This is a genomic window from Micromonospora sp. PTRAS2 (assembly GCF_054052245.1).
Genome location: NZ_JBSWBU010000017.1, coordinates 46,248 through 65,793, shown reverse-complemented (window position 1 = coordinate 65,793; position 19,546 = coordinate 46,248). Strand labels below are relative to the sequence as shown.

Genomic DNA, 19,546 nt, shown 5'->3' with positions numbered 1-19,546 from the left:
GGGCGCGGCGACCCACCGTCCGGGCGGCGGCACCCTTCGGTGGGGCACCCGGGGTGGGCCGGCCGGCCTACGGTCAGGCCTGACCCGCCACGAGCAGCCCCGGCCCCCGGCCGGCGTCGTCGACGGGGCGCGCCGCCGGGCCGGGCGTGCCGGTCGGTGCGGCCGGAGCGGGCTCGGCCGGCGGCGGAGCGGCCGGGGCGGCGGCCTCGGCGGGCGCGACGCCCTGGGCCGGCAGCCAGGCGGCCAGGTGGGCCCGGATCTGCCGGGACACCTCCTCGGGCGGGCGGCCGGCGTCGACGACCACGAAGCTGGGGAACTCGGGCAGCGTGCGGTACGCCGTGTCGGCGGCGGTCAGCCAGCCCATCGTCTCGTGGTCGGTGCCGCGCCGCTCGATCCGCTGGTACGCCTCGGCCGGGTCGACCGCGAGCAGGAAGGTGACCTGCGGCGGCGGGAAGAGGCGGTATCCGGCGCGGGCCAGCCGCTCCCAGCGCTGCCCGCCGTGCGCGCGGATGCTGGCGTACTGGCAGGCGGAGTAGCGGTCCATGACGGCCGTCCGGCCGGTGACGAGGCAGCTCAGCAGCGCCGCCGCGATCGCCAGCCAGCGCAGCACGGACTCGACGGCGAGCAGGCCGCGCCGGCCGACCAGCCGCTCGGCGTCGGGGCGGCCGAGCCGCTGGGCGAGGCGGCCGAGCCAGCGGCGGCCGCCGGCGTTGCGGTGGTAGGTGGCGGGGCGGCCGGCGGCGGTCAGCGCCTCGGCGAGGTGGTGGGCCTGGGTGGTCTTGCCCGACCCGTCGATGCCGATCAGGGCGACGGCGCGCAGTCGGGCCCCGCCCCGCCGGTCCCGCAGTGATCTGGCCACCTTCACCAGACTATCGGACCCGCGCTCACCTCCGGCGTTTCGTCCCTTTGCAGCCGGTTCGCGCCCCGCGCGGCGAGGCTCAGGTGTGGGCGAACGAAATGCCGGGTACGCAAATCGAATCCGCCTGTCCACGACACGACCGACGGGAGAGCCACATGGCCGAGCGCGGGGACGAGACCCTGGTGCACACGCTGAAGAAGGTCGCCGCCGTGCTCAAACAGTCCGAGATCCCGTTCGCCCTCGGCGGCAGCTTCGCGGTGTACGCCCACGGCGGGCACTCCAGCGAGCACGACGTCGACTTCCTGATCCGGGGCGAGGACGTGGACCGGGCTCTGGAGGCGCTGGTCGAGGCGGGCTTCGACGCCGAGCGCCCGCCCGAGGACTGGCTGGTGAAGGTCTACGACGACGGCCGGATGGTGGACCTGATCCACCGCCCGATCGAGACCCCGGTCACCGAAGAGACGTTCGCCGACACGATCGACCGCCCGGTCGACGCGATCCACATGCCCGTGCTGTCCGCGTCCCTGCTCATGGTGCACAAGCTGCTCAGCTTCTCCCAGCACTACTGCGACTTCGCCCGGGCGCTGCCGCTGGCCCGGTCGCTGCGCGAACAGATCGACTGGGAACGGGTACGCAAGGAGACGCAGCACTCGCCGTACGCCGAGGCGTTCCTGGTGCTGCTCGACCGGTTGGACGTGGTGCCGTACGCCGGCGCCACCGAGGAGAAGGAGACCGCGTGAGCGAGCACCGTGACAGCGCCGCCGGGACGCCCGCCGTCACCGCCGGCCCGCCCGACGAGTACGTGGAGGCCGAGATCCACCGGCTGCTGGCCGAGGACCCGGCCGTCGCCGAGCAGGGGATCACCGTGGTCCGCCGGGAGCGCGGCCTGGTCCTCTACGGCGAGGTGGAGAGCCCGCACCGGCGCGAGGAGATCCTGCGCCGGGTCGCCGAGCGCTTCCCCGACGTGCCGGTCACCAGCGACATCGGGGTGATCCGCACGCAGGCGCCCACGCAGGTCGAACAGCTGCCGTGAGGGAGGTCGGAAGGTGATCCGGATCGCCGCCGTGGGCGACGTGCACCTGGACGAGGACGTGGTGGGCCGGTTCCGGCCCGCCCTGGACGAACTGCCCGACTGCGCCGACGTGCTGCTGCTCGCCGGCGACCTGACCCGGCACGGCACCGAGGCCGAGGCGCGCTGCGTGGCCCGGGAGTTCGGCGGGCTGGGCGTGCCGGTGGTGACGGTGCTCGGCAACCACGACCACCAGTGCGACCAGGTGCCGCAGGTGGTCAAGGTGCTGGAGGAGGCCGGCATCCGGGTGCTGGAGGGCGAGGGGATCGTGCTGGAGTTCCCCGCCGGGCGGCTCGGCGTGGCCGGGGTGAAGGGCTTCGGCGGCGGCTTCGCCGGCCGGTGCGCCAGCGACTTCGGCGAGCCGGAGATGAAGGCGTTCGTCCGCACCACGAACGAGAGCGCGGAGGCGCTGGGCGCGGCCCTGCGGGGGCTGGACTGCGACCTGCTGGTGGCGCTGACCCACTACTCCCCCGTGCCGGACACGCTGGCCGGCGAGCCGCTGGAGATCTACCCGTTCCTCGGGTCGTACCAGCTCGGGCAGGCCATCGACTCGGCGCCGACCGCGCTGGCCCTGCACGGGCACGCGCACGCCGGCAGCGAGCGGGGCACCACCCCGGGCGGGGTGCGGGTGCGCAACGTGGCCCACCCGGTGATCAAGCAGGCGTACAGCATCTTCCACCTGGGAGATCATCTGGACGCCGGGGAGGTTTCCCGGATCGGTCACTCGGGTATTCAGCAGCCATGGAGCTGATTCTCTGGATTCTCGCAGTCGTACTCGTGGTCGCCGGCATCCTCGCGCTGTTCCGCCGGCAGATCCTGTGGGGCATCGTCCTCATCGTGGTCGGGCTGTTGGTCGGCCCGGGCGGGGTCAGCATCTTCAACACTTGATCCCCGACTTCGTCGTATCCACCACCGACCCGCCGGGGTCGTCGTGACCGGAGCCTCGTCCTCCCAGACAGGGGCCACCGGGCAGGACGACCCCGGCGCCATGCCGTCCGGGGTTTGCCGGCGCCGGCCGCCGGGCACCTGCTGCACATGACAGTTTCGGACAGCATCCGGCGCACGACCGGGGGCCGGAAGTGGTGGGCGCTCCTCGGCTTCGGCGCGGCCGTGACGGTCGCCGCCGCGATCGGCGGGCTCGGCGTGCGGGGCACCTCGCAGGAGTACGCGAGCCTGAACCAGCCGGACTGGGCTCCCCCGTCCTGGGTCTTCGGCCCGGTCTGGACGTTCCTCTACGCGCTGATCGCGATCGCCGGGTGGCTGGTGTGGCGGCGGGTCGGCTTCGGCCCGGCGCTGTACGCCTGGACGGCCCAGCTCGTGCTGAACGCGATCTGGACCCCGCTGTTCTTCGGCGCCGGCCGGTACGGCCTGGCGTTCGCCGAGATCGTGCTGATGTGGCTGGCCATCGGGGTGACCGTGGTGCTGTTCGCGCGGGTCTCCCGGCTGGCGGCGGCGCTGCTGCTGCCGTACTGGGCGTGGGTCACCTTCGCCGCCGCCCTCAACTTCGCCATCTGGCAGCTCAACTGAGCTGCAAGGAAGGGCCCCCTGTTAACGCTTTCTGTTGCACAGGGGACCCCTCCTAACACGCGTGGCGGTCAGCAGCGCGGGACGTTCGGGATGTAGCCGTCGTAGCCGGTGTAGACGTACGCGTCGGCGATGTACCGGCCGCTGCCGATCCGGTCCCAGATCGAGCTGGTGCCGTACGTGCCGGTGACCGTGGTGCCGCTGGTCTGGCAGTGGATCGTCACCTTCGTCCCGTCCGCGACCGTGCCGACCGAGGAGTACCCGGTGCCCGGGCCGGAGCGGACGGTCAGCGGGGTGCCGCTGGTGTCGACCGTGCCGGAGCCGGTGCTCGACGAGCAGTTGTTGTCGCTGGTGTACGTCTTGGTGCCCCAGTACAGCGCCAGGTTGCCGTTGAACCGGACCTGGATGTCGTTGCCGTTGAGCCGCTGCTCGTAGTGCAGGTGCGGGCCGGTGGAGCCGCCGGTGCTGCCGACCCAGCCGATGACCTTGCCGTAGCCGACGCTCTGGCCGACGGAGACGTTGAAGCCGTTGAGGTGGGCGTAGTAGGTCGTGTAGCCGCCGCCGTGGTCGATGCGGACGTACTTGCCGTAGCTGGTGCCACCCAGGTCGGTCACCCGGTCGACGGTGCCGGGGGCGCTGGCCACCACGGGGTCGCCCTGGTCGTCGGTGCGGTTGAAGTCGACGGCGTACGCCGGGCTGTGGTCGGAGCGGGTCTGGCCGGACCAGGACTGGCCGCAGGGGAAGGGGACCTTGAAGGTCGGGGCGGCCAGGGCCGGGGTCGCCGGCACCAGGGTCGCCGCGATCAGTGCGCCGACCGCCGCGAGGCTGTACCACCGCTTACGCATCCAGCACCTCCGATGTCGATAAACTTCAATCGATTGCCTTCAGCGTGACAGATTCCTGCATCGACCGAAAGGGGTCACGGAGGGTGGAACCCCCCTATCGGTGGGAGCGTGCCCACTAGGGGTGAGCTGGTTTCGGGATTGTTACTCGTCCGTGTCCGATGGGGGGTGGACGCGCTCCAATGCAAGCGCTTACATGTGGTGACGCCCATCGGACCGGCGCCGGTTGAACGCGACCGCGCCGGCAAGGAAGGAGAACGGCATGGCGGTCTTTGCCAGACCACGCCAGGCTCTCGCGGTCGCCGGCGTACTGGGGCTGGCGCTCAGCGTCACTGCCTGTGGCACCGGCGACGACAAGAGCAGCGACAAGGCGGACTCCGCGGAGTGTGCGGCTTACGAGAAGTACCAGGGCAACGACGGCAAGAAGGTCACGATCTACTCGTCGATCCGGGACATCGAGGCCGACCGCCTCGACGAGTCCTGGAAGCAGTTCGAGGACTGCACCGGCATCGAGATCGACCACGAGGGCAGCGGTGAGTTCGAGGCCCAGCTCGGTGTCCGGGTCGACGGCGGCAACGCGCCCGACCTCGCCTTCATCCCGCAGCCGGGTCTGGTCAAGCGGTTCGCCGACGCCGGCAAGCTCAAGGCGGCCAGCGCCGACACCAAGGCGATGGCCGAGCAGAACTACTCGGCCGACTGGCTGAAGTACGGCACCGTCAACGGCCAGTTCTACGGCGCCCCGCTCGGCTCCAACGTGAAGTCCTTCGTGTGGTACTCGCCGAAGACCTTCAAGGAGAAGGGCTGGACCGTCCCCACCACCTGGGACGAGCTGATCGCCCTGAGCGACAAGATCGCGGCGAGCGGCACCAAGCCGTGGTGCGCGGGCATCGAGTCGCAGGACGCGACCGGCTGGCCGGCCACCGACTGGGTCGAGGACATGATGCTGCGGACGCAGACCCCCGAGGTCTACGACCAGTGGACCACCCACGGCATCCCGTTCAACGACCCGAAGGTCGCCGAGGCCGTGGACAAGGCCGGCGCCATCCTCAAGAACGAGAAGTACGTCAACGGCGGCTTCGGCGGCGTGAAGAGCATCTCCACCACCTCCTTCCAGGAGGCGGGCACGCCGATCACCACCGGCAAGTGCGCCCTGCACCGGCAGGCGTCCTTCTACGCCAACCAGTGGCCGCAGGGCACCAAGGTGGCCGAGGACGGCGACGTCTTCGCGTTCTACTTCCCGGCCATCGACCCGGCCAAGGGCAAGCCGGTGCTGGGCGGCGGCGAGTTCGTCGCGGCCTTCGCCGACCGTCCCGAGGTCCAGGCCGTGCAGACGTACCTGGCCTCCGGTGAGTACGCCAACAGCCGCGCCAAGATCGGCGACTGGGTGTCGGCCAACAAGCAGCTCGACCTGGCCAACGTGCCGAACCCGGTGGACAAGCTCTCCGTGCAGATCCTGCAGGACCAGAAGAGCGTCTTCCGGTTCGACGGTTCGGACCTGATGCCGGCCGCCGTCGGCACGGGGACGTTCTGGAAGGGCATGATCGACTGGATCAACGGCAAGGACACCGCGACCGTGCTCCAGGGCATCGAGAGCAGCTGGCCGAAGTGATCTGAGGCGGTGGGCCGGTCCGTCGACACGGGCCGGCCCACCGACCGAGCCGAAACCCCGAAGGAGGGTTGATGGAGTTCGACTTCGCCGACGTGCAGCCGAAGCTCCTCATGTTGTTGTACGGGCTGATCGCGTTCGCCGTGGTCGTCGGGGGCCTGCTGCTGCTCCTCGACGCCGTGCCGTCCTACTTCGCCCGACGCCACGAGGCACAGCTGATCGCCGCCGCGGCGAACGGGGCTCCACTGCCCCGGCGCCGCAAGCCGCGCGAGGGCATGTTCGCGTTCTTCTTCCTGCTGCCAGCGGTGCTGCTGCTCATGATCGGCCTGGTCGTCCCGGCCATCCGCACCACGTTGCTGTCGTTCATGGACGGCGGCAGCCGCAACTGGGTGGGACTCGACAACTACGCCTGGATGTTCTCCGACAGCTCGATCATCCGGGTGCTGATCAACACGCTCGTGTGGGTGCTGCTGGTGCCGCTGGTGGCCACCGCTTTCGGGCTGCTCTACGCGGTCATGGTGGACAAGGCCCGGTTCGAGTCGGTGGCCAAGTCCCTGATCTTCATGCCGATGGCGATCTCGTTCGTCGGCGCGGCGATCATCTGGAAGTTCGTCTACGCCTACCGCGGCGAGGGGCAGGACCAGATCGGCCTGCTCAACCAGATCGTGGTGAGCCTCGGCGGTGAGCCCAAGCAGTGGCTGCTGGAATCGCCGCTGAACACCCTGCTGCTGATCGTCATCATGGTCTGGATCCAGGCCGGCTTCGCCATGGTGGTGCTCTCCGCGGCGATCAAGGCCATCCCGGCCGACATCGTCGAGGCCGCCCGGCTCGACGGGGTCACCCCGTGGCAGATGTTCTGGCAGATCACCATGCCGAGCATCCGCCCGGCGCTGATCGTCGTGGTCGTGACGCTGTCGATCGCCACGCTGAAGGTCTTCGACATCGTCCGGACCGCGACCAACGGCAACTACGACACCAGCGTCATCGCGAACGAGATGTACAACCAGGCGTTCCGGTACGGCCAGAACGGGCAGGGCTCGGCGCTGGCGGTCTTCCTCTTCGTCCTGGTGATCCCGCTCGTGATCTACCAGATCCGCAACCTGCGTCAGCAGCGGGAGGGCTGAGATGACCACCACGACGCCCACGCTCCCCGCCGGGGCACAGGCCACCGGAAAGACCACCACCACCGCCGGCCGGGTCCGCAAGCGGCTCAACAGCCGCACGGCGACGCTGATCTCGATCGTCATCGCGGTGTTCTGGACGATCCCCACCTTCGGCCTGTTCGTCTCCTCGTTCCGGCCGGAGAACGAGATCAAGACCACGGGCTGGTGGACGTTCTTCACCAACCCGCAGTTCACCCTGGAGAACTACCAGGAGGTGCTGTTCGGACGCTCCTCGTCGTCGGGGCAGTTGGCCAACTACTTCATCAACTCGCTGGCGATCACCATCCCGTCGGTGCTGTTCCCGATCGCGTTCGCGTCGCTGGCGGCGTACGCGCTGGCGTGGATCAACTTCCGGGGCCGGGACTGGGCGTACATCGCGATCTTCGCGTTGCAGATCGTCCCGCTCCAGATGGCGCTGGTGCCGCTGCTGAAGTTCTTCTCCACCGGCGTGACCCTCGGCGGGGTGACCCTCATGCCCGCCTGGGACCTGGTCGACGAGCAGAAGTTCGCGCAGGTGTGGTTCGCGCACACCTGCTTCGCGCTGCCGTTCGCCGTCTTCCTGCTGCACAACTTCATCGCGCAGCTCCCCAAGGACCTGATGGAGGCGGCCCGGGTCGACGGGGCAACCCACCCCAAGATCTTCCGCACCATCGTCCTGCCGCTGATCACCCCGGCCCTGGCGGCCTTCGGCATCTTCCAGTTCCTCTGGGTCTGGAACGACCTGCTGGTCGCGTTGATCTTCGCCGGGGGCAGCAGCGAGACCGCCCCGCTGACCGTGCGGCTGGCCGAGATGGCCGGCAGCCGGGGCAACGAGTGGCAGCGGCTGACCTCGGGCGCGTTCGTCTCGATCGTCGTACCGCTGATCGTGTTCCTGTCGCTCCAGCGATACTTCGTGCGCGGCCTGCTCGCCGGCAGCGTCAAGGGCTGACTCGCGACCGCCGCCGCCCGCGTTCCCGGGCGGCGGCGGTCCGGGCCGGAGCGGGAATCCATGACCAAGATCGATGATGTCGCCCGCCTGGCCGGGGTCTCCACCGCCACCGTCTCGCGGGCCCTGCGCGGCCTGCCGACGGTCTCCGCGGCCACCCGCCGCCGGGTCCTCGCCGCCGCCGAGCAGCTCCAGTACGCGGTCTCGCCGAGCGCGTCGCGGCTCGCCGGCGGGCGAACCGCCACCGTGGCCGTGATCGTCCCCCGGATCACCCGCTGGTTCTTCGGCACCGTGGTCGAGGCCGTCGAGGAGACCCTGCACGAGTCCGGCTACGACCTGCTGCTCTACAACCTCGGCGGCCGGGAACGCACCCGCCAGCGGGTGCTGGGCACCGCCAACCTGCACAAGCGGGTGGACGCCGTGATGCTGGTCGCCACCCCGCTGCGCCGGGCCGAGCTGGCCGCGCTCACCGTGCTGGACCTGCCTGGCGTGACCATCAGCTCCGGCAGCGGGGTGCCCGGCTGGCCCTGCGTACGCATCGACGACGTGGCCGCCGCGCGGACCGCCACCCGACACCTGCTCGACCTGGGCCACCGCCGGATCGCGCACATCTCCGGCGACCCGGACGACGAGCTGGCCTTCACCACCCACCTGGACCGGCGCCGGGGCTACCAGGAGGCGCTGCGCTCCGCCGGCATCGAGCCCGACCCGTGCCTGGACGTCGAGTCGCAGTTCACCATCGACGGCGGCGAGCAGGCCACCATCGAGCTGCTCGCCCGGGGCGAGCCACCGACCGCCATCTTCGCCGCCTGCGACGAGATGGCCATGGGCGCGATGAGCGCGCTGCGCGACGCGGGCCTGCGGGTCCCGCAGGACGTCAGCGTCATCGGCATCGACGACCACGACCTGTCCGGGGTGCTCGGGCTGAGCACGATCGCCCAGCCGGCGGCGGAGCAGGGCCGGCTCGCGGCCCGCATCCTGCTCGACCCGCTCGGCGGCCGGGACCTCCCGCCGCCGGCCGGCCCGCTCGTGCCCGGGCCGCTCGTGCCCGGCCCGCGCGGGCTCGGCCCGGCCGGGCCGTCCGCCGCGCCGCTGATCCTGCCCACCCGCCTCGTGGTACGCGACTCGACCGCCCCGCCCCGGGCCGACTGAACGCGGGCCGTCCGCCCGGCACCGGGCAGACTGGACGGGTTCGTCCGCGTGCCACCGGGGAACCATGACCGGGACGGCTTCGACACACGGGAGAAGGCCCTGAACACCGACGCGACCCCACAGCAGCAGTCCACCGGCCCCACCACCGACTGGTGGACCGAGGCAGTGATCTACCAGATCTACCCGCGCTCGTTCGCCGACGCGAACGGTGACGGCATCGGCGACCTGCCGGGCATCACCGCCCGCCTCGACCACTTCGTCGAGCTGGGCGTGGACGCGGTCTGGCTGTCGCCGTTCTACCCGTCGCCACAGGCCGACGCCGGGTACGACGTGGCCGACTACCGCGACGTGGACCCGCTGTTCGGGCGGCTCGCCGACGCCGACCGGCTGATCGCCGAGGCGCACGCCCGCCGGCTACGGGTCATCGTCGACCTCGTGCCCAACCACACGTCGTCGGCGCACCGCTGGTTCACCGCGGCCCTCGCCGCCGCCCCGGGCAGCCCCGAGCGCGCCCGGTACGTCTTCCGCGACGGCCTCGGGCCCGACGGCGACCAGCCGCCCAACGACTGGACCAGCGTCTTCGGCGGCCCCGCGTGGACCCGGGTCACCGAGCCCGACGGCCGGCCCGGCCAGTGGTACCTGCACCTGTTCGACCCCGGGCAGCCCGACCTGAACTGGGACAACCCGGAGGTCCGCGCCGAGTTCCTCGACGTGCTGCGGTTCTGGCTCGACCGGGGCGTCGACGGCTTCCGGGTGGACGTGGCGCACGGCCTGATCAAGCAGGCCGACCTGGCGAACTGGCAGGAGCCGCAGGAGATCCTCTCCGGCAGCGAGGTCGACAAGCCCCGCCCGCCGATGTGGGACCAGGACGGCGTCCACGAGGTCTACCGGGACTGGCGTCGCCTGCTCGACTCGTACGACGGCCAGCGGATCCTGGTCGCCGAGGCGTGGGTGGAGCCGGCCGAGCGGCTGGCCCGCTACGTGCGGCCCGACGAGATGCACCAGGCGTTCAACTTCGAGTACCTCACCGCGTCCTGGACCGCACCCGCCCAGTACGCGGTGATCACCCGCTCGCTGGAGGCCACCGACGCCGTCGGCGCGCCCACCACGTGGGTGCTGTCCAACCACGACGTGGTCCGGCACGCCTCCCGCCTCGGCCTGCCCGTCGGCGCCCCCCGCCCGAACGGCATCGGCATCGGCGACCCGCAGCCCGACGCCGCGCTGGGCCTGCGCCGGGCCCGGGCGGCCACCCTGCTGATGCTGGCCCTGCCCGGCTCGGCCTATCTCTACCAGGGCGAGGAGCTGGGCCTGCCGGAGCACATGACGCTCCCCGACGAGGTGCGGCAGGACCCGACCTGGGAGCGCAGCGGGCACACCGAGCGCGGCCGGGACGGCTGCCGGGTGCCGATCCCGTGGGAGGCCGACGCCCCGTCGTACGGCTTCGGGCCGACCGACGCGAGTTGGCTGCCCCAGCCGCCGTCGTGGGCCGAGTACGCGCTCGACCGGCAGCGCGACGTGCCCGGCTCGACGTACGAGCTGTACCGCACCGCGCTGCGGCTGCGCCGCGAGCACGGGCTCGGCCGGGGCAGCCTCTACTGGCTGGCCTCGGGCGACGAGGTGGTGAGCTTCCGCAACGGCGACGTCACCGTGCTGACGAACTTTGGCGCGACGCCGGTGCCGGTGCCGGCCGGGGCGCAGGTGCTGCACGCCAGCGCCCCGCTGCCCGACGACGGCACCGTCGGCCAGGACGTCACCGTCTGGTTCCGCCCCGCCTGATCCCCGCCACCCCACCCGGCCCGGCCCGGCCTGGCCTGCCGCGCACCGGGTGCTCCGCTGGCGTCGCAGGGCGATCCGGCGGGTGCTGGGGGCTCTGTCGCCGCGTAGGGAGCTGATGTCGTAGATGACTCACCCCCGTTCCGCCCCGCCCCGCCGACCGGTGAGGCGGGGCGGAACGGGGACGCGCGGCAGGCGGGACGAGCGGGGCAGAAGCAACGGATGGGCGCAGCCGGGGCTGCACGGGCCCCTGAGTCATCTATGACATCAGCTCCCTATGCGGCGGAGGATCCCTGGCCGGGAGCCCGCCGTGAGTGAAGGCGCACACGCCGGAAGCCCGCCGCGACCGCGTCCTACAGGCGTTCGGCGCGCTCGTGCAGCAGGGTCCGCACGGCGTCGATGTCGCGGGGCGAGGTGCGGGAGGCCAGCCAGTACATGACGCCCGTCGGCACGAAGAAGAGCTGGAACACGGCCAGCCCGACGGCGTAGTTCAGCGGCGGCGGGAACGCCGCCCGCAGCGCGTGGAAGGCCACCCCGACCAGCCCGTTGCCGGCCGCCCGGCCGACCCCGTTGACCAGGTTGCCGAGGCTGTAGACGGTGCCCCGGTGCTCGGGCGGGTTGACGTCGGCGATGAGGGCGAACCAGTTCGGCGAATTCGCCGACGTCAGCGCCAGCGCGAAGACGGCGGTGAGCAGGCTCAGCCCGACCGTCGGCTCGGTCACGACGCTGGCCAGCACCGCGCCGACCACCGCGCCGGTGGAGCCGCCGTCGGGCACGTCGATGCGCAACGGCACGAAGAACAGGACCAGGTAGAACGGCAGGGCCGCGAGGATGCCCACCGCCGCGACCAGCGCCCGGCCCCGGGGCGTACGCCGCTGCACGGCGTCACCCACCAGCCCGCCGACGATGGAGAGCACCCCGCCGAGCTGGAACAGGGTGGCGAAGACGCTGCCGACGACGACGGCCGTCGCCGCCGAGTAGCCCTGGGCCTGCGCCCGCTGGGCGAACAGCACCGGTAGCCAGACCAGCGACCCGAAGGCCGCCTGGGCGGTCAGCCCCTGCAGGACCAGCCAGCGGTTCGTCCGCCGGGCCAGGATGCCCGGCAGGTCGGCGCGGGTGATCCGGTAGTCGTACTCCGCGCCGCCGGCAAGCGCGCCGGCCAGCTCCGGCTCGCTCTGCCCGCGCCGGATGTCGTACGTGAACAGGTACGCCGCCGTGGCCGCCAGCCCGACCACGGTGAGCAGCCAGAACGGCCGCCGCCAGTCGGCGGCACCGAGCAGGCCGCCGACGAGCGTCCCGGCCAGGGTGCCGACGCCCTGGGACAGCCCCCAGAAGCTCATCACCAGCCCTCGGCGACGCGGCGAGATGAGGTCGGTGACCACGGAGAAGCCGACCGAACCGACCGCGCCGAGGCCGACCGCCGCGACGAGCTGGGCCGCCAGGAACGCCGGGTAGCCCTGCGCCAGCGCGCTGCCGCCGGTGCCGGCCGCCCACACCAGGGTGCCGACCATCAGCAGCGGCTTGCGGTCGGTGCGGTCGCCGACGTACGCCCAACCGACGGCGGCGACCGCGCTGACCAGGAAGCTGACGGCGGTGACCAGCCCGAGCAGGCGCTGGGACACGCCGAGCGAGCCGGAGATCGGGCCGTACAGCGGCGGGACGAGGCCGATCGCCACGTTGTCCAGCGAGGCGAGCAGCACGAACACCAGCACGCTGTACGACCGGTGCGCCGCGCTACCGCCCCAGCCCCGCCGCCGTACCACCGACCGACCCGTCACCGACCCAGCATGCCCGCTGCCGGGTCGGCCCCCGTCAGGCGGGCCGGTCGAGCACCCGGTCGCGGGCCGCCGCGTACCGCTCGCGGACGGCCGCGACGCCGTCGGCCGCGTACTCCTGGGTGCCGGCCGGCGACCAGTCGGGCGCGTCCTGCCCGCCCAGGGCCAGCCAGGCTGCCTGGCGGGCGGCCCCGTCGGCCACGTACTCCCCGGGCGGCGGCACGACCACCGGGCGGCCGAAGACCTGCGGCGCGATGCGACGCACCGCCGCCGACCGGGCCCCGCCGCCGACCAGGATCACCCGCTCGGCCCGGCAGCCCTGCGCGGTCAGCGCGTCGAGGCCGTCGGCGAGCGCGCAGAGCATCCCCTCGACCGCGGCACGGGCCAGGTGCGCCGGGGTGGAGGTGCGCAGGGTGAGCCCGTGCACCGACCCGGTGGCCGACGGCCGGTTCGGGGTCCGCTCCCCCTCCAGGTAGGGGACCATCACCAGGCCGTCCGCGCCGGGCGGGGCGGACAGGGCAAGGTCGGACAGGGTGTCGAGGTCGACCCCGAGCATGGTGGCCGCCGCGTCGAGCACCCGGGCCGCGTTGAGCGTGCAGACCAGCGGGAGATAGCGGCCGGTCACGTCGGCGAACCCGGCGACGGTGCCGGTCGGGTCGGCCGTCGGCGCGTCGGCGACGCTGAACACGGTGCCGGAGGTGCCGATGGAGACGACCACGTCGCCGGGGCGGGCCCCGACGCCGAACGCGGCGGCGGCGTTGTCGCCGGCCCCCGGCCCGAGCAGCGCCCCGCCCGGCCCCCCGCCGGCGGCGAGTGCCGCCGGGTCGAGGGCCCCGGCGGACTGGGTCGGCCCGAGCACGACGGGCACCTCCAGCCGCCGACCGAAGGCGCGTTCAAGCAGGTCGAACCGGTATTCGCCGGTGGCCGGCGACCAGTAGCCGGTGCCGCTGGCGTCGCTGCGGTCGGTGCGCAGCGCGTCCAGGCCGGGCGCGCCGGCCAGCCGCCAGGTCAGCCAGTCGTGCGGCAGGCAGACGGCGGCGACCCGGTCGGCGTTGGCCGGCTCGTGCCGGGCCAGCCAGCGCAGCTTGGTGGCGGTGAAGCTGGCCACCGGGACGACGCCGACGGCGTCGGCCCAGAACCGCCCGCCGGCCTCGCCGCCGCCGGCCTCCTCGATCAGGTCGGCGGCGGCACCGGCGGAGCGGGTGTCGTTCCACAGCAGCGCCGGGCGGACCACCTCGCCCGACGCGTCGAGACAGACCATGCCGTGCTGCTGACCGGCGACGGAGACGGCGGCGACGTCGGCCAGGCCGCCGGCCTGCGCCACGGCGGCCTCCAGCGCCGCCCACCAGGCCGCCGGGTCGACCTCGGTGCCGTCGGGGTGGGCGGCGCGGCCGGAGCGCACCAGCGCCCCGGTCTCCGCGTCGCGGATCACCAGCTTGCAGGACTGGGTGGACGAGTCGAACCCGGCGACCAGGGGCATGGCGGCGGCCTCAGCGAGCGCCGAGCAGGTGCTCGACGGCCAGCTGGTTGAGCCGGACGAAGTGGAAGCCCCGCGCGGCGGCGGCGTCGACGTCGTACTCCTCGAAGACGGAACGGTCGGCGAGCAGCCCGGCGTAGCCCTCGCCGTCGGCGACGGTCGGGATGGACAGGTCGCCGACGCGGCTCGCGGCGAGGGCCTCGGCCACCTCCGGGTCGGCCCGGAACGCGGCGGCCCGCTCCTTGAGCAGCAGGTAGGTGCGCATGTTCGCCTCGGCCGAGGCCCACACGCCGGTGAAGTCCTCGGTGCGCGAGGGCTTGTAGTCGAAGTGGCGGGGGCCGTCGTAGGCCGGCCCGCCGTCGGGGCCGCCGTTCTCCAGCAGGTCCACCAGGGCGAACGCGTTCATCAGGTCGCCGTGGCCGAAGACCAGGTCCTGGTCGTACTTGATGCCGCGCTGGCCGTTGAGGTCGAGGTGGAACAGCTTGCCCTGCCACAGCGCCTGGGCGATGCCGTGGGCGTAGTTGAGCCCGGCCATCTGCTCGTGGCCGACCTCGGGGTTGAGGCCGACCATCTCGGGGCGGGCCAGGGTGGAGATGAACGCCAGCGCGTGGCCGACGGTGGGCAGCAGGATGTCGCCGCGCGGCTCGTTCGGCTTCGGCTCGATGGCGAAGCGCAGGTCGTAGCCGCGGTCGACGACGTACTCGCAGAGCAGGTCGACGCCCTCGCGGTAGCGGTCCAGCGCCGCGCGGATGTCCTTGGCCAGGTCGTACTCGGAGCCCTCGCGGCCGCCCCACATGACGAACGTCTTGGCGCCCAGCTCGGCGGCGAGGTCGACGTTGCGCAGTACCTTGCGCAGCGCGTACCGCCGCACGTCGCGGTCGTTGCTGGTGAAGCCGCCGTCCTTGAACACCGGGTGGGTGAACAGGTTGGTGGTGACCATCGGCACGACCAGGCCGGTCTCGTCGAGGGCCTTGCGGAACCGGGCGATCTGGGCGTCGCGGGCGGCGGAGTCCGCGCCGAACGGGATCAGGTCGTCGTCGTGGAAGGTGATCCCGTACGCGCCCAGCTCGGCGAGCTTGTGCACGGCCTCGACGGCGTCCAGCTCACCGCGGGTGGCGTCGCCGAACGGGTCGCGGGCCTGCCAGCCCACCGTCCAGAGGCCGAAGGAGAATTTGTCGGCGGGGGTGGGACGGGGTGCCATGGCAGACCTCCGGTAGCTATTTGTTCAGTGGTTGAATTATTTGGCGGGCATGTGGCACTGTCAAGGGGTGACCCGCCCCGCCCCTGTCCCCGGGGCGGTCCGCCAGGGCAGCCTGCGCGAGCTGAACCTCGCCGTGGTGCTCGGCCGGATCGCCGCCGCGCCCCGCCCACCGTCGCGGGCCGACGTGGCCGCCTCGACCGGCCTCACCCGGGCCACCGTCTCGGCCGTCGTCGACGACCTCATCGCCGGCCGGCTGGTCGCCGAGTCGGAGCCCGCGCCGCGCGCCGGGGCCGGCCGGCCGGCGCGCGGGCTGGTGCTGGCCGGGTCCGGCCCCGCCGGCCTCGGGCTGGAGATCAACGTCGACTACCTGGCCGCCTGCGTGGTCGACCTGGCCGGCGAGGTCCGGCACCACACGGTGCGCCGCGCCGACCTGCGCCCGGTCTCCCCCGCCGACGCCCTCGCCCGGCTCGTCACGCTGGCCGCCGAGGCGCGGGCCGACGCCGAGGGGCAGGGCCTCACCCTGGCCGGGGTGGCCCTCGCCGTGCCCGGCCTGGTCGGCGACGCCGGGCTGGTCCGGCTCGCCCCGAACCTCGGCTGGCGGGACGTGGCCGTGCCCGAGCTGCTGGCCGGCCACCCGCCGCTGGCCGGGCCGGTGCCCGGGGTCCCGCCGCTGGTCGTCGACAACGAGGCCAATCTGGCCGCCGTGGGCGAGCTGCACGCCGACCCGACCGGGCCGGCGAGCTTCCTGCACGTCTCCGGCGAGGTGGGCATCGGTGCCGGGATCGTTCTCGACGGCGCGCTGTTCCGGGGGGTACGCGGGTGGAGCGGCGAGATCGGTCACATCCCCGTCCAGCCGCAGGGGCGGCCCTGCCGCTGCGGCGGCCGGGGCTGCCTGGAGCAGTACGCGGGCCAGGAGGCCGTGCTCGCCGCCGCCGGGCTGGACCGGGCGGACCTGCCGGCGGACACGGCCGCCGCGCGGCTGGCCGACCTCGCCGCCGCCGGCCACCCCGCCGCCCTGGCGGCGCTGGCCGAGGCGGGGCAGGCCCTCGGGGTCGCGGTGGCGGGCGTGGTGAACCTGCTGGACCTGGACACCGTGGTCCTCGGGGGCGGCTACGCGCTCCTCACCCCCTGGCTGCGGCCGGCGGTGCTGGCCGAGGTGTCCCGGCGGGTGCTCACCGCCGGCTGGGCGCCGGTCACCGTACGCCCGTCGACACTCGGCCCCGAGGCCGCCGTGGTCGGCGCGGCCGGCTCGGTCGTCCGCCGGATCGTCGCCGAACCGGTCGGCTGGCTGACCCGACAGGGCTGACCTCCCCTTCCGCTCGATGGGCGACCGTCGGAGCCCCTCGGTACCCTTGCCCGAAGGCAAGTTCTCGGCAGCGGAGGAGCGCACGACCAGCATGCACACAGCGCCTCCGACCGGCGCCCGGCCGTGACGACCATCCGACGGGGCGGTCTCGCCGGGCCGGTCAGCGGCGGCGGGCAGGCGTCCCGCCCGACGCACCGACGCCCCGCCGAGCCCCCGCTCCCGGCCGACTCCGGCCTGGCCCGGGAGCTGCTGGACGGGCTCGCCGAGGCGGTCGTCACCACCGACCACGCCGGCGTGGTCACCCTGCTCAACGCGATGGCGGGCGAGTTGCTGCCGGAGCTCGCGCCGGGCGGCGAGCTGGCCGGGTGCGCGGTGTCCGCGCTGGCCGGGGCGGCGGCGGCCGGCGCGGACACGTTCGACGCCGAGCACCACGGCCGGCGGTTGCACGGTGTCCGCCGCGCGCTGCGGGGCGGCCGGTTCGCCTGGTACGTGCGCGACGTCACCGAGGAGCGCGCCCGCACCGACGCCCTGCTGGCCGAGCGGTCGCGCACCACGTTCCTGGCCAAGGCCGGCAGCCGGCTCGGGCTCTCCCTGCACCGCGAGCAGACCCTGCGGGCCGCGGCCACCCTCCCGGTGCCGTACCTCGCGGACGCGGCGCTGGTCGTGCACCGCCCGCCGCCCCCGGCCGGGGACGCCCCGCACTGGCTCCGGTACGCCGAGGGCGACCGGGGCCCGACGGCCGGGGTCGCGCCGGCGGGCCTGCCCCTGGCAGTGCCCGGCCTCGCCGAGGCGCTCGCCGGTGACCACGCCGAGCCGAGCCCCTGGCTCGACGCCGAGCTGGCCGACCTCGGTGCCGTGCTGCCGGCGGGCTTCGGGCGGCCCGGCACCGTCCTGGTCAGCCCGATGCTCGGCGCGGCCGGCGCCGCCGGGGCGCTGGTGCTCATCCGGCGGGCCGGGCGACCCGGCTTCGACGCCCGGGAGATCGAGCTGGCCCGGGAGTTCGCGGCGCGGGCGGGGGCCGCCCTGGCCACCGCCGAGCTCTACGGCGAGCAGGCCCACCTGGCGCGGGTGCTGCAGCACAGCCTCCTGCCGCCCGAGCTGCCCACGATCGGCGGCATCACCCTCGCCGGCGGCTACCGGGCGGCCGGTGACAGCCTGCGCATCGGCGGGGACTTCTACGAGGTCTTCCCCACCGCCGACGGCGCGCTGTTCGCCCTCGGCGACGTCTGCGGCAAGGGCGTCGGGGCGGCCGTGCTCACCGGCCGCGTCCGCCAGTCCCTCCAGACGCTGCGCCTGGTCGAGCAGCGCCCGCTGGAGCTGATGCGGCTGCTCAACCGGGCCCTGTTCGACGCGCCGGACGCCGCCCGGCGCAGCCACTTCACCACCGTCCTGCTCGGCACCCTCACGCCCCGGTCCGACGGGGGCCTGCTGGTCCGCGTCGCGGGCGGCGGCCACCCGTCGCCGCTGGTCGTCCGGGCCGACCGCACCGTCGAGCAGGTCCGGGTGGGTGGCATGCCGATCGGGGCGCTCGCCACCCCCCGGTTCGCCGAGACGGAGGTCCGCCTCGCCCCCGGCGAGGTGCTGCTCGCCTACACCGACGGGGTGACCGAGGCCCGGGGCGGCGCGGGCGAGGTCGACATGTTCGGCGACGAGCGGCTGCGCCGGGCGGTCGCGTCGGGGGCCGGGCTGCCGCCCGCCGCCCTGGTCGACCGGGTGCTCCAGCTCGTCGACGAGTGGCTCGACGGGCAGGCCCACGACGACATCGCGATGCTCGCCGTGCGGGCGGGCGGCCGGTGACGACCGCGTCCCCCGTCGCCGCCGGGCCGGGGGCGGCGGCGGTCGAGGCGTACCTCGCCTGCCTGGACGCCGCCGACCACCCGGCGGCCGTCGAACTCGCCCTCGACCTGCTCGACGCCGGGGCCAGCGTCGCGGACGTCCTGGTGGACGTGGTGGCCGTGGCGCAGCGGGAGATCGGCCTGCGCTGGTCGGCCGGGCGGTGGAGCGTCGCCCAGGAGCACGCCGCCACGCACGTCAGCGAGCTGGTCGTCGCCGCCGTCGGCGCGCGGACCACCGGCCGGCCGGCGCGCGGCCACGTGGTGCTGGCCTGCGTGGAGGGCGAGTGGCACGCGCTGGCCGCCCGCATCGTCGCCGAGGTGGTCCGCGCCGCGGGCTGGCGGGTGACCTTCCTCGGCGCCAGCGTCCCCGCCCGCCACCTGGTCTCCTACCTGCACCAGACCGGGCCGGACGCGGTGCTGCTGAGCTGCGTGCAGCCGAGCCGGTTGGTCCGGGCCGGGCGCACGATCGAGGCGTGCCGCTCGGCCGGGGTCCCGGTGGTCGCCGGCGGCCCGGGGTTCGGCCCCGACGGCCGGTGGGCCGCCGCCGTGGGGGCGGCGGCGTGGGGCGCGTCCGCCCGCGACGCGGCCCGGCTGCTGGAGACGGACCTCTTCGCCGGGCACACCGGCCCGCCGCCCGCGGTGGGCGGCGACGAGTACGCCGCGGTGCTGCGCCGACGACGCGACGTCGTGCAGTTCGCCCTGCGCGCGGTGGCACCGCCCGAGGCGGAGGCCGACCAGTTCGCCGCCGCCGTCGGGCACCTGGTGGACGCGCTGGCCGCCGCGATCCGGGTCGGCGATCCGCAGCTCCTGCTCGACCACACGACGTGGCAGGCCGGCGTGCTGGCGGCCCGGGGCGAGGGCCGCGAGCCGCTCCTGGACGCCGTGCTGGCGGCCTGCGGCACCGTCCTGGCCGACCACCCCCGCGCGTGCGAGCACCTGCGCTGGGCCCGCGAGATGCAAGGAAGGGCCCCCTGTTAACGCTTTCTGTATAGGAAGGGCCCCCTCCTAACACCTGCCGTGCTGGAGGAGGCGCGCCGCG

The 19,546-nt window shown here is 73.8% G+C and carries 18 protein-coding genes; 13 read left to right on the top strand and 5 right to left on the bottom strand.

Annotated elements, in window-relative coordinates; genetic code table 11:
* Positions 1-73 precede the first annotated feature (73 nt).
* Positions 74-859 carry a dTMP kinase gene (locus tag ACVMYR_RS30335; RefSeq protein WP_457123419.1) on the bottom strand — a complete coding sequence of 262 codons (786 nt, stop codon included), beginning with the start codon at positions 857-859 and terminating at the stop codon, positions 74-76.
* Positions 860-957: 98 nt separating this feature from the next.
* Here ACVMYR_RS30335 and ACVMYR_RS30330 point away from each other — a divergent pair, with 98 nt between their 5' ends.
* From ACVMYR_RS30330 to ACVMYR_RS30310, 5 genes are all read left to right on the top strand, one after another.
* Positions 958-1,599: a nucleotidyltransferase family protein gene (locus ACVMYR_RS30330; RefSeq protein WP_255700247.1), complete on the top strand. Its 642-nt coding sequence runs from the start codon at positions 958-960 to the stop codon at positions 1,597-1,599.
* Entirely contained in the window at positions 1,596-1,892 is a 297-nt protein-coding gene (locus ACVMYR_RS30325) for a hypothetical protein (protein WP_043966155.1), read from the top strand. The genes ACVMYR_RS30330 and ACVMYR_RS30325 overlap by 4 nt, the downstream gene beginning before the upstream one ends.
* A 13-nt stretch (positions 1,893-1,905) precedes the next feature.
* Positions 1,906-2,679 carry a metallophosphoesterase family protein gene (locus tag ACVMYR_RS30320; protein WP_074477467.1) on the top strand — a complete coding sequence of 258 codons (774 nt, stop codon included), beginning with the start codon at positions 1,906-1,908 and terminating at the stop codon, positions 2,677-2,679.
* Positions 2,670-2,816, top strand: coding sequence for a GPGG-motif small membrane protein (locus ACVMYR_RS30315; RefSeq protein WP_013288160.1), 147 nt, complete (start codon positions 2,670-2,672; stop codon positions 2,814-2,816). The genes ACVMYR_RS30320 and ACVMYR_RS30315 overlap by 10 nt, the downstream gene beginning before the upstream one ends.
* 147 nt (positions 2,817-2,963) lie before the next feature.
* Entirely contained in the window at positions 2,964-3,455 is a 492-nt protein-coding gene (locus ACVMYR_RS30310; protein WP_457123418.1) for a TspO/MBR family protein, read from the top strand.
* A gap of 68 nt (positions 3,456-3,523) precedes the next feature.
* Here the strand turns inward: ACVMYR_RS30310 and ACVMYR_RS30305 are convergent, their stop codons facing one another.
* A complete protein-coding gene (locus ACVMYR_RS30305) occupies positions 3,524-4,297 on the bottom strand; it encodes a M23 family metallopeptidase (protein ID WP_077938585.1) in 774 nt (257 codons plus the stop codon).
* A gap of 259 nt (positions 4,298-4,556) precedes the next feature.
* Between ACVMYR_RS30305 and ACVMYR_RS30300 the strand changes: the two genes are divergently transcribed.
* The 5 genes from ACVMYR_RS30300 (at position 4,557) to ACVMYR_RS30280 (ending at position 10,916) form a co-directional block, all read left to right on the top strand.
* Positions 4,557-5,903 carry an ABC transporter substrate-binding protein gene (locus ACVMYR_RS30300; RefSeq protein ID WP_077938584.1) on the top strand — a complete coding sequence of 449 codons (1,347 nt, stop codon included), beginning with the start codon at positions 4,557-4,559 and terminating at the stop codon, positions 5,901-5,903.
* A 71-nt stretch (positions 5,904-5,974) separates the two neighbouring features.
* On the top strand, positions 5,975-7,024 hold the full coding sequence (locus tag ACVMYR_RS30295; RefSeq protein ID WP_043966149.1) for a carbohydrate ABC transporter permease: 1,050 nt from the start codon (positions 5,975-5,977) through the stop codon (positions 7,022-7,024).
* A gap of 1 nt (position 7,025) precedes the next feature.
* A complete protein-coding gene (locus ACVMYR_RS30290; protein ID WP_043966147.1) occupies positions 7,026-7,991 on the top strand; it encodes a carbohydrate ABC transporter permease in 966 nt (321 codons plus the stop codon).
* A 60-nt stretch (positions 7,992-8,051) separates the two neighbouring features.
* Positions 8,052-9,140: a LacI family DNA-binding transcriptional regulator gene (locus ACVMYR_RS30285; protein ID WP_396789048.1), complete on the top strand. Its 1,089-nt coding sequence runs from the start codon at positions 8,052-8,054 to the stop codon at positions 9,138-9,140.
* Positions 9,141-9,239: 99 nt separating this feature from the next.
* Complete coding sequence (locus ACVMYR_RS30280) at positions 9,240-10,916, top strand: glycoside hydrolase family 13 protein (RefSeq protein ID WP_396789162.1); 1,677 nt, start codon at positions 9,240-9,242, stop codon at positions 10,914-10,916.
* A 350-nt stretch (positions 10,917-11,266) separates the two neighbouring features.
* Here ACVMYR_RS30280 and ACVMYR_RS30275 read toward each other — a convergent pair whose 3' ends face one another.
* From ACVMYR_RS30275 to xylA, 3 genes are read right to left on the bottom strand one after another with little or no spacing between them, the layout of a single operon-like run.
* Positions 11,267-12,691, bottom strand: a complete 1,425-nt coding sequence (locus ACVMYR_RS30275; protein WP_077938582.1) for an MFS transporter — start codon at positions 12,689-12,691, stop codon at positions 11,267-11,269.
* A gap of 34 nt (positions 12,692-12,725) precedes the next feature.
* Positions 12,726-14,168: a xylulokinase gene (xylB, locus tag ACVMYR_RS30270; RefSeq protein WP_077938581.1), complete on the bottom strand. Its 1,443-nt coding sequence runs from the start codon at positions 14,166-14,168 to the stop codon at positions 12,726-12,728.
* 10 nt (positions 14,169-14,178) lie between these two features.
* On the bottom strand, positions 14,179-15,366 hold the full coding sequence (gene xylA, locus ACVMYR_RS30265) for a xylose isomerase (RefSeq protein WP_077938580.1): 1,188 nt from the start codon (positions 15,364-15,366) through the stop codon (positions 14,179-14,181).
* A gap of 49 nt (positions 15,367-15,415) precedes the next feature.
* Between xylA and ACVMYR_RS30260 the strand changes: the two genes are divergently transcribed.
* The 3 genes from ACVMYR_RS30260 (at position 15,416) to ACVMYR_RS30250 (ending at position 19,485) form a co-directional block, all read left to right on the top strand.
* Positions 15,416-16,672, top strand: a complete 1,257-nt coding sequence (locus tag ACVMYR_RS30260) for an ROK family transcriptional regulator (RefSeq protein ID WP_176734244.1) — start codon at positions 15,416-15,418, stop codon at positions 16,670-16,672.
* Between the two features lie 123 nt (positions 16,673-16,795).
* Positions 16,796-18,469 (top strand): PP2C family protein-serine/threonine phosphatase, encoded by a 1,674-nt coding sequence (locus tag ACVMYR_RS30255; RefSeq protein ID WP_457123417.1) that lies wholly within the window; start codon positions 16,796-16,798, stop codon positions 18,467-18,469.
* Positions 18,466-19,485 carry a cobalamin B12-binding domain-containing protein gene (locus ACVMYR_RS30250; protein ID WP_091281108.1) on the top strand — a complete coding sequence of 340 codons (1,020 nt, stop codon included), beginning with the start codon at positions 18,466-18,468 and terminating at the stop codon, positions 19,483-19,485. The genes ACVMYR_RS30255 and ACVMYR_RS30250 overlap by 4 nt, the downstream gene beginning before the upstream one ends.
* The last annotated feature ends 61 nt before the right edge of the window (positions 19,486-19,546 follow it).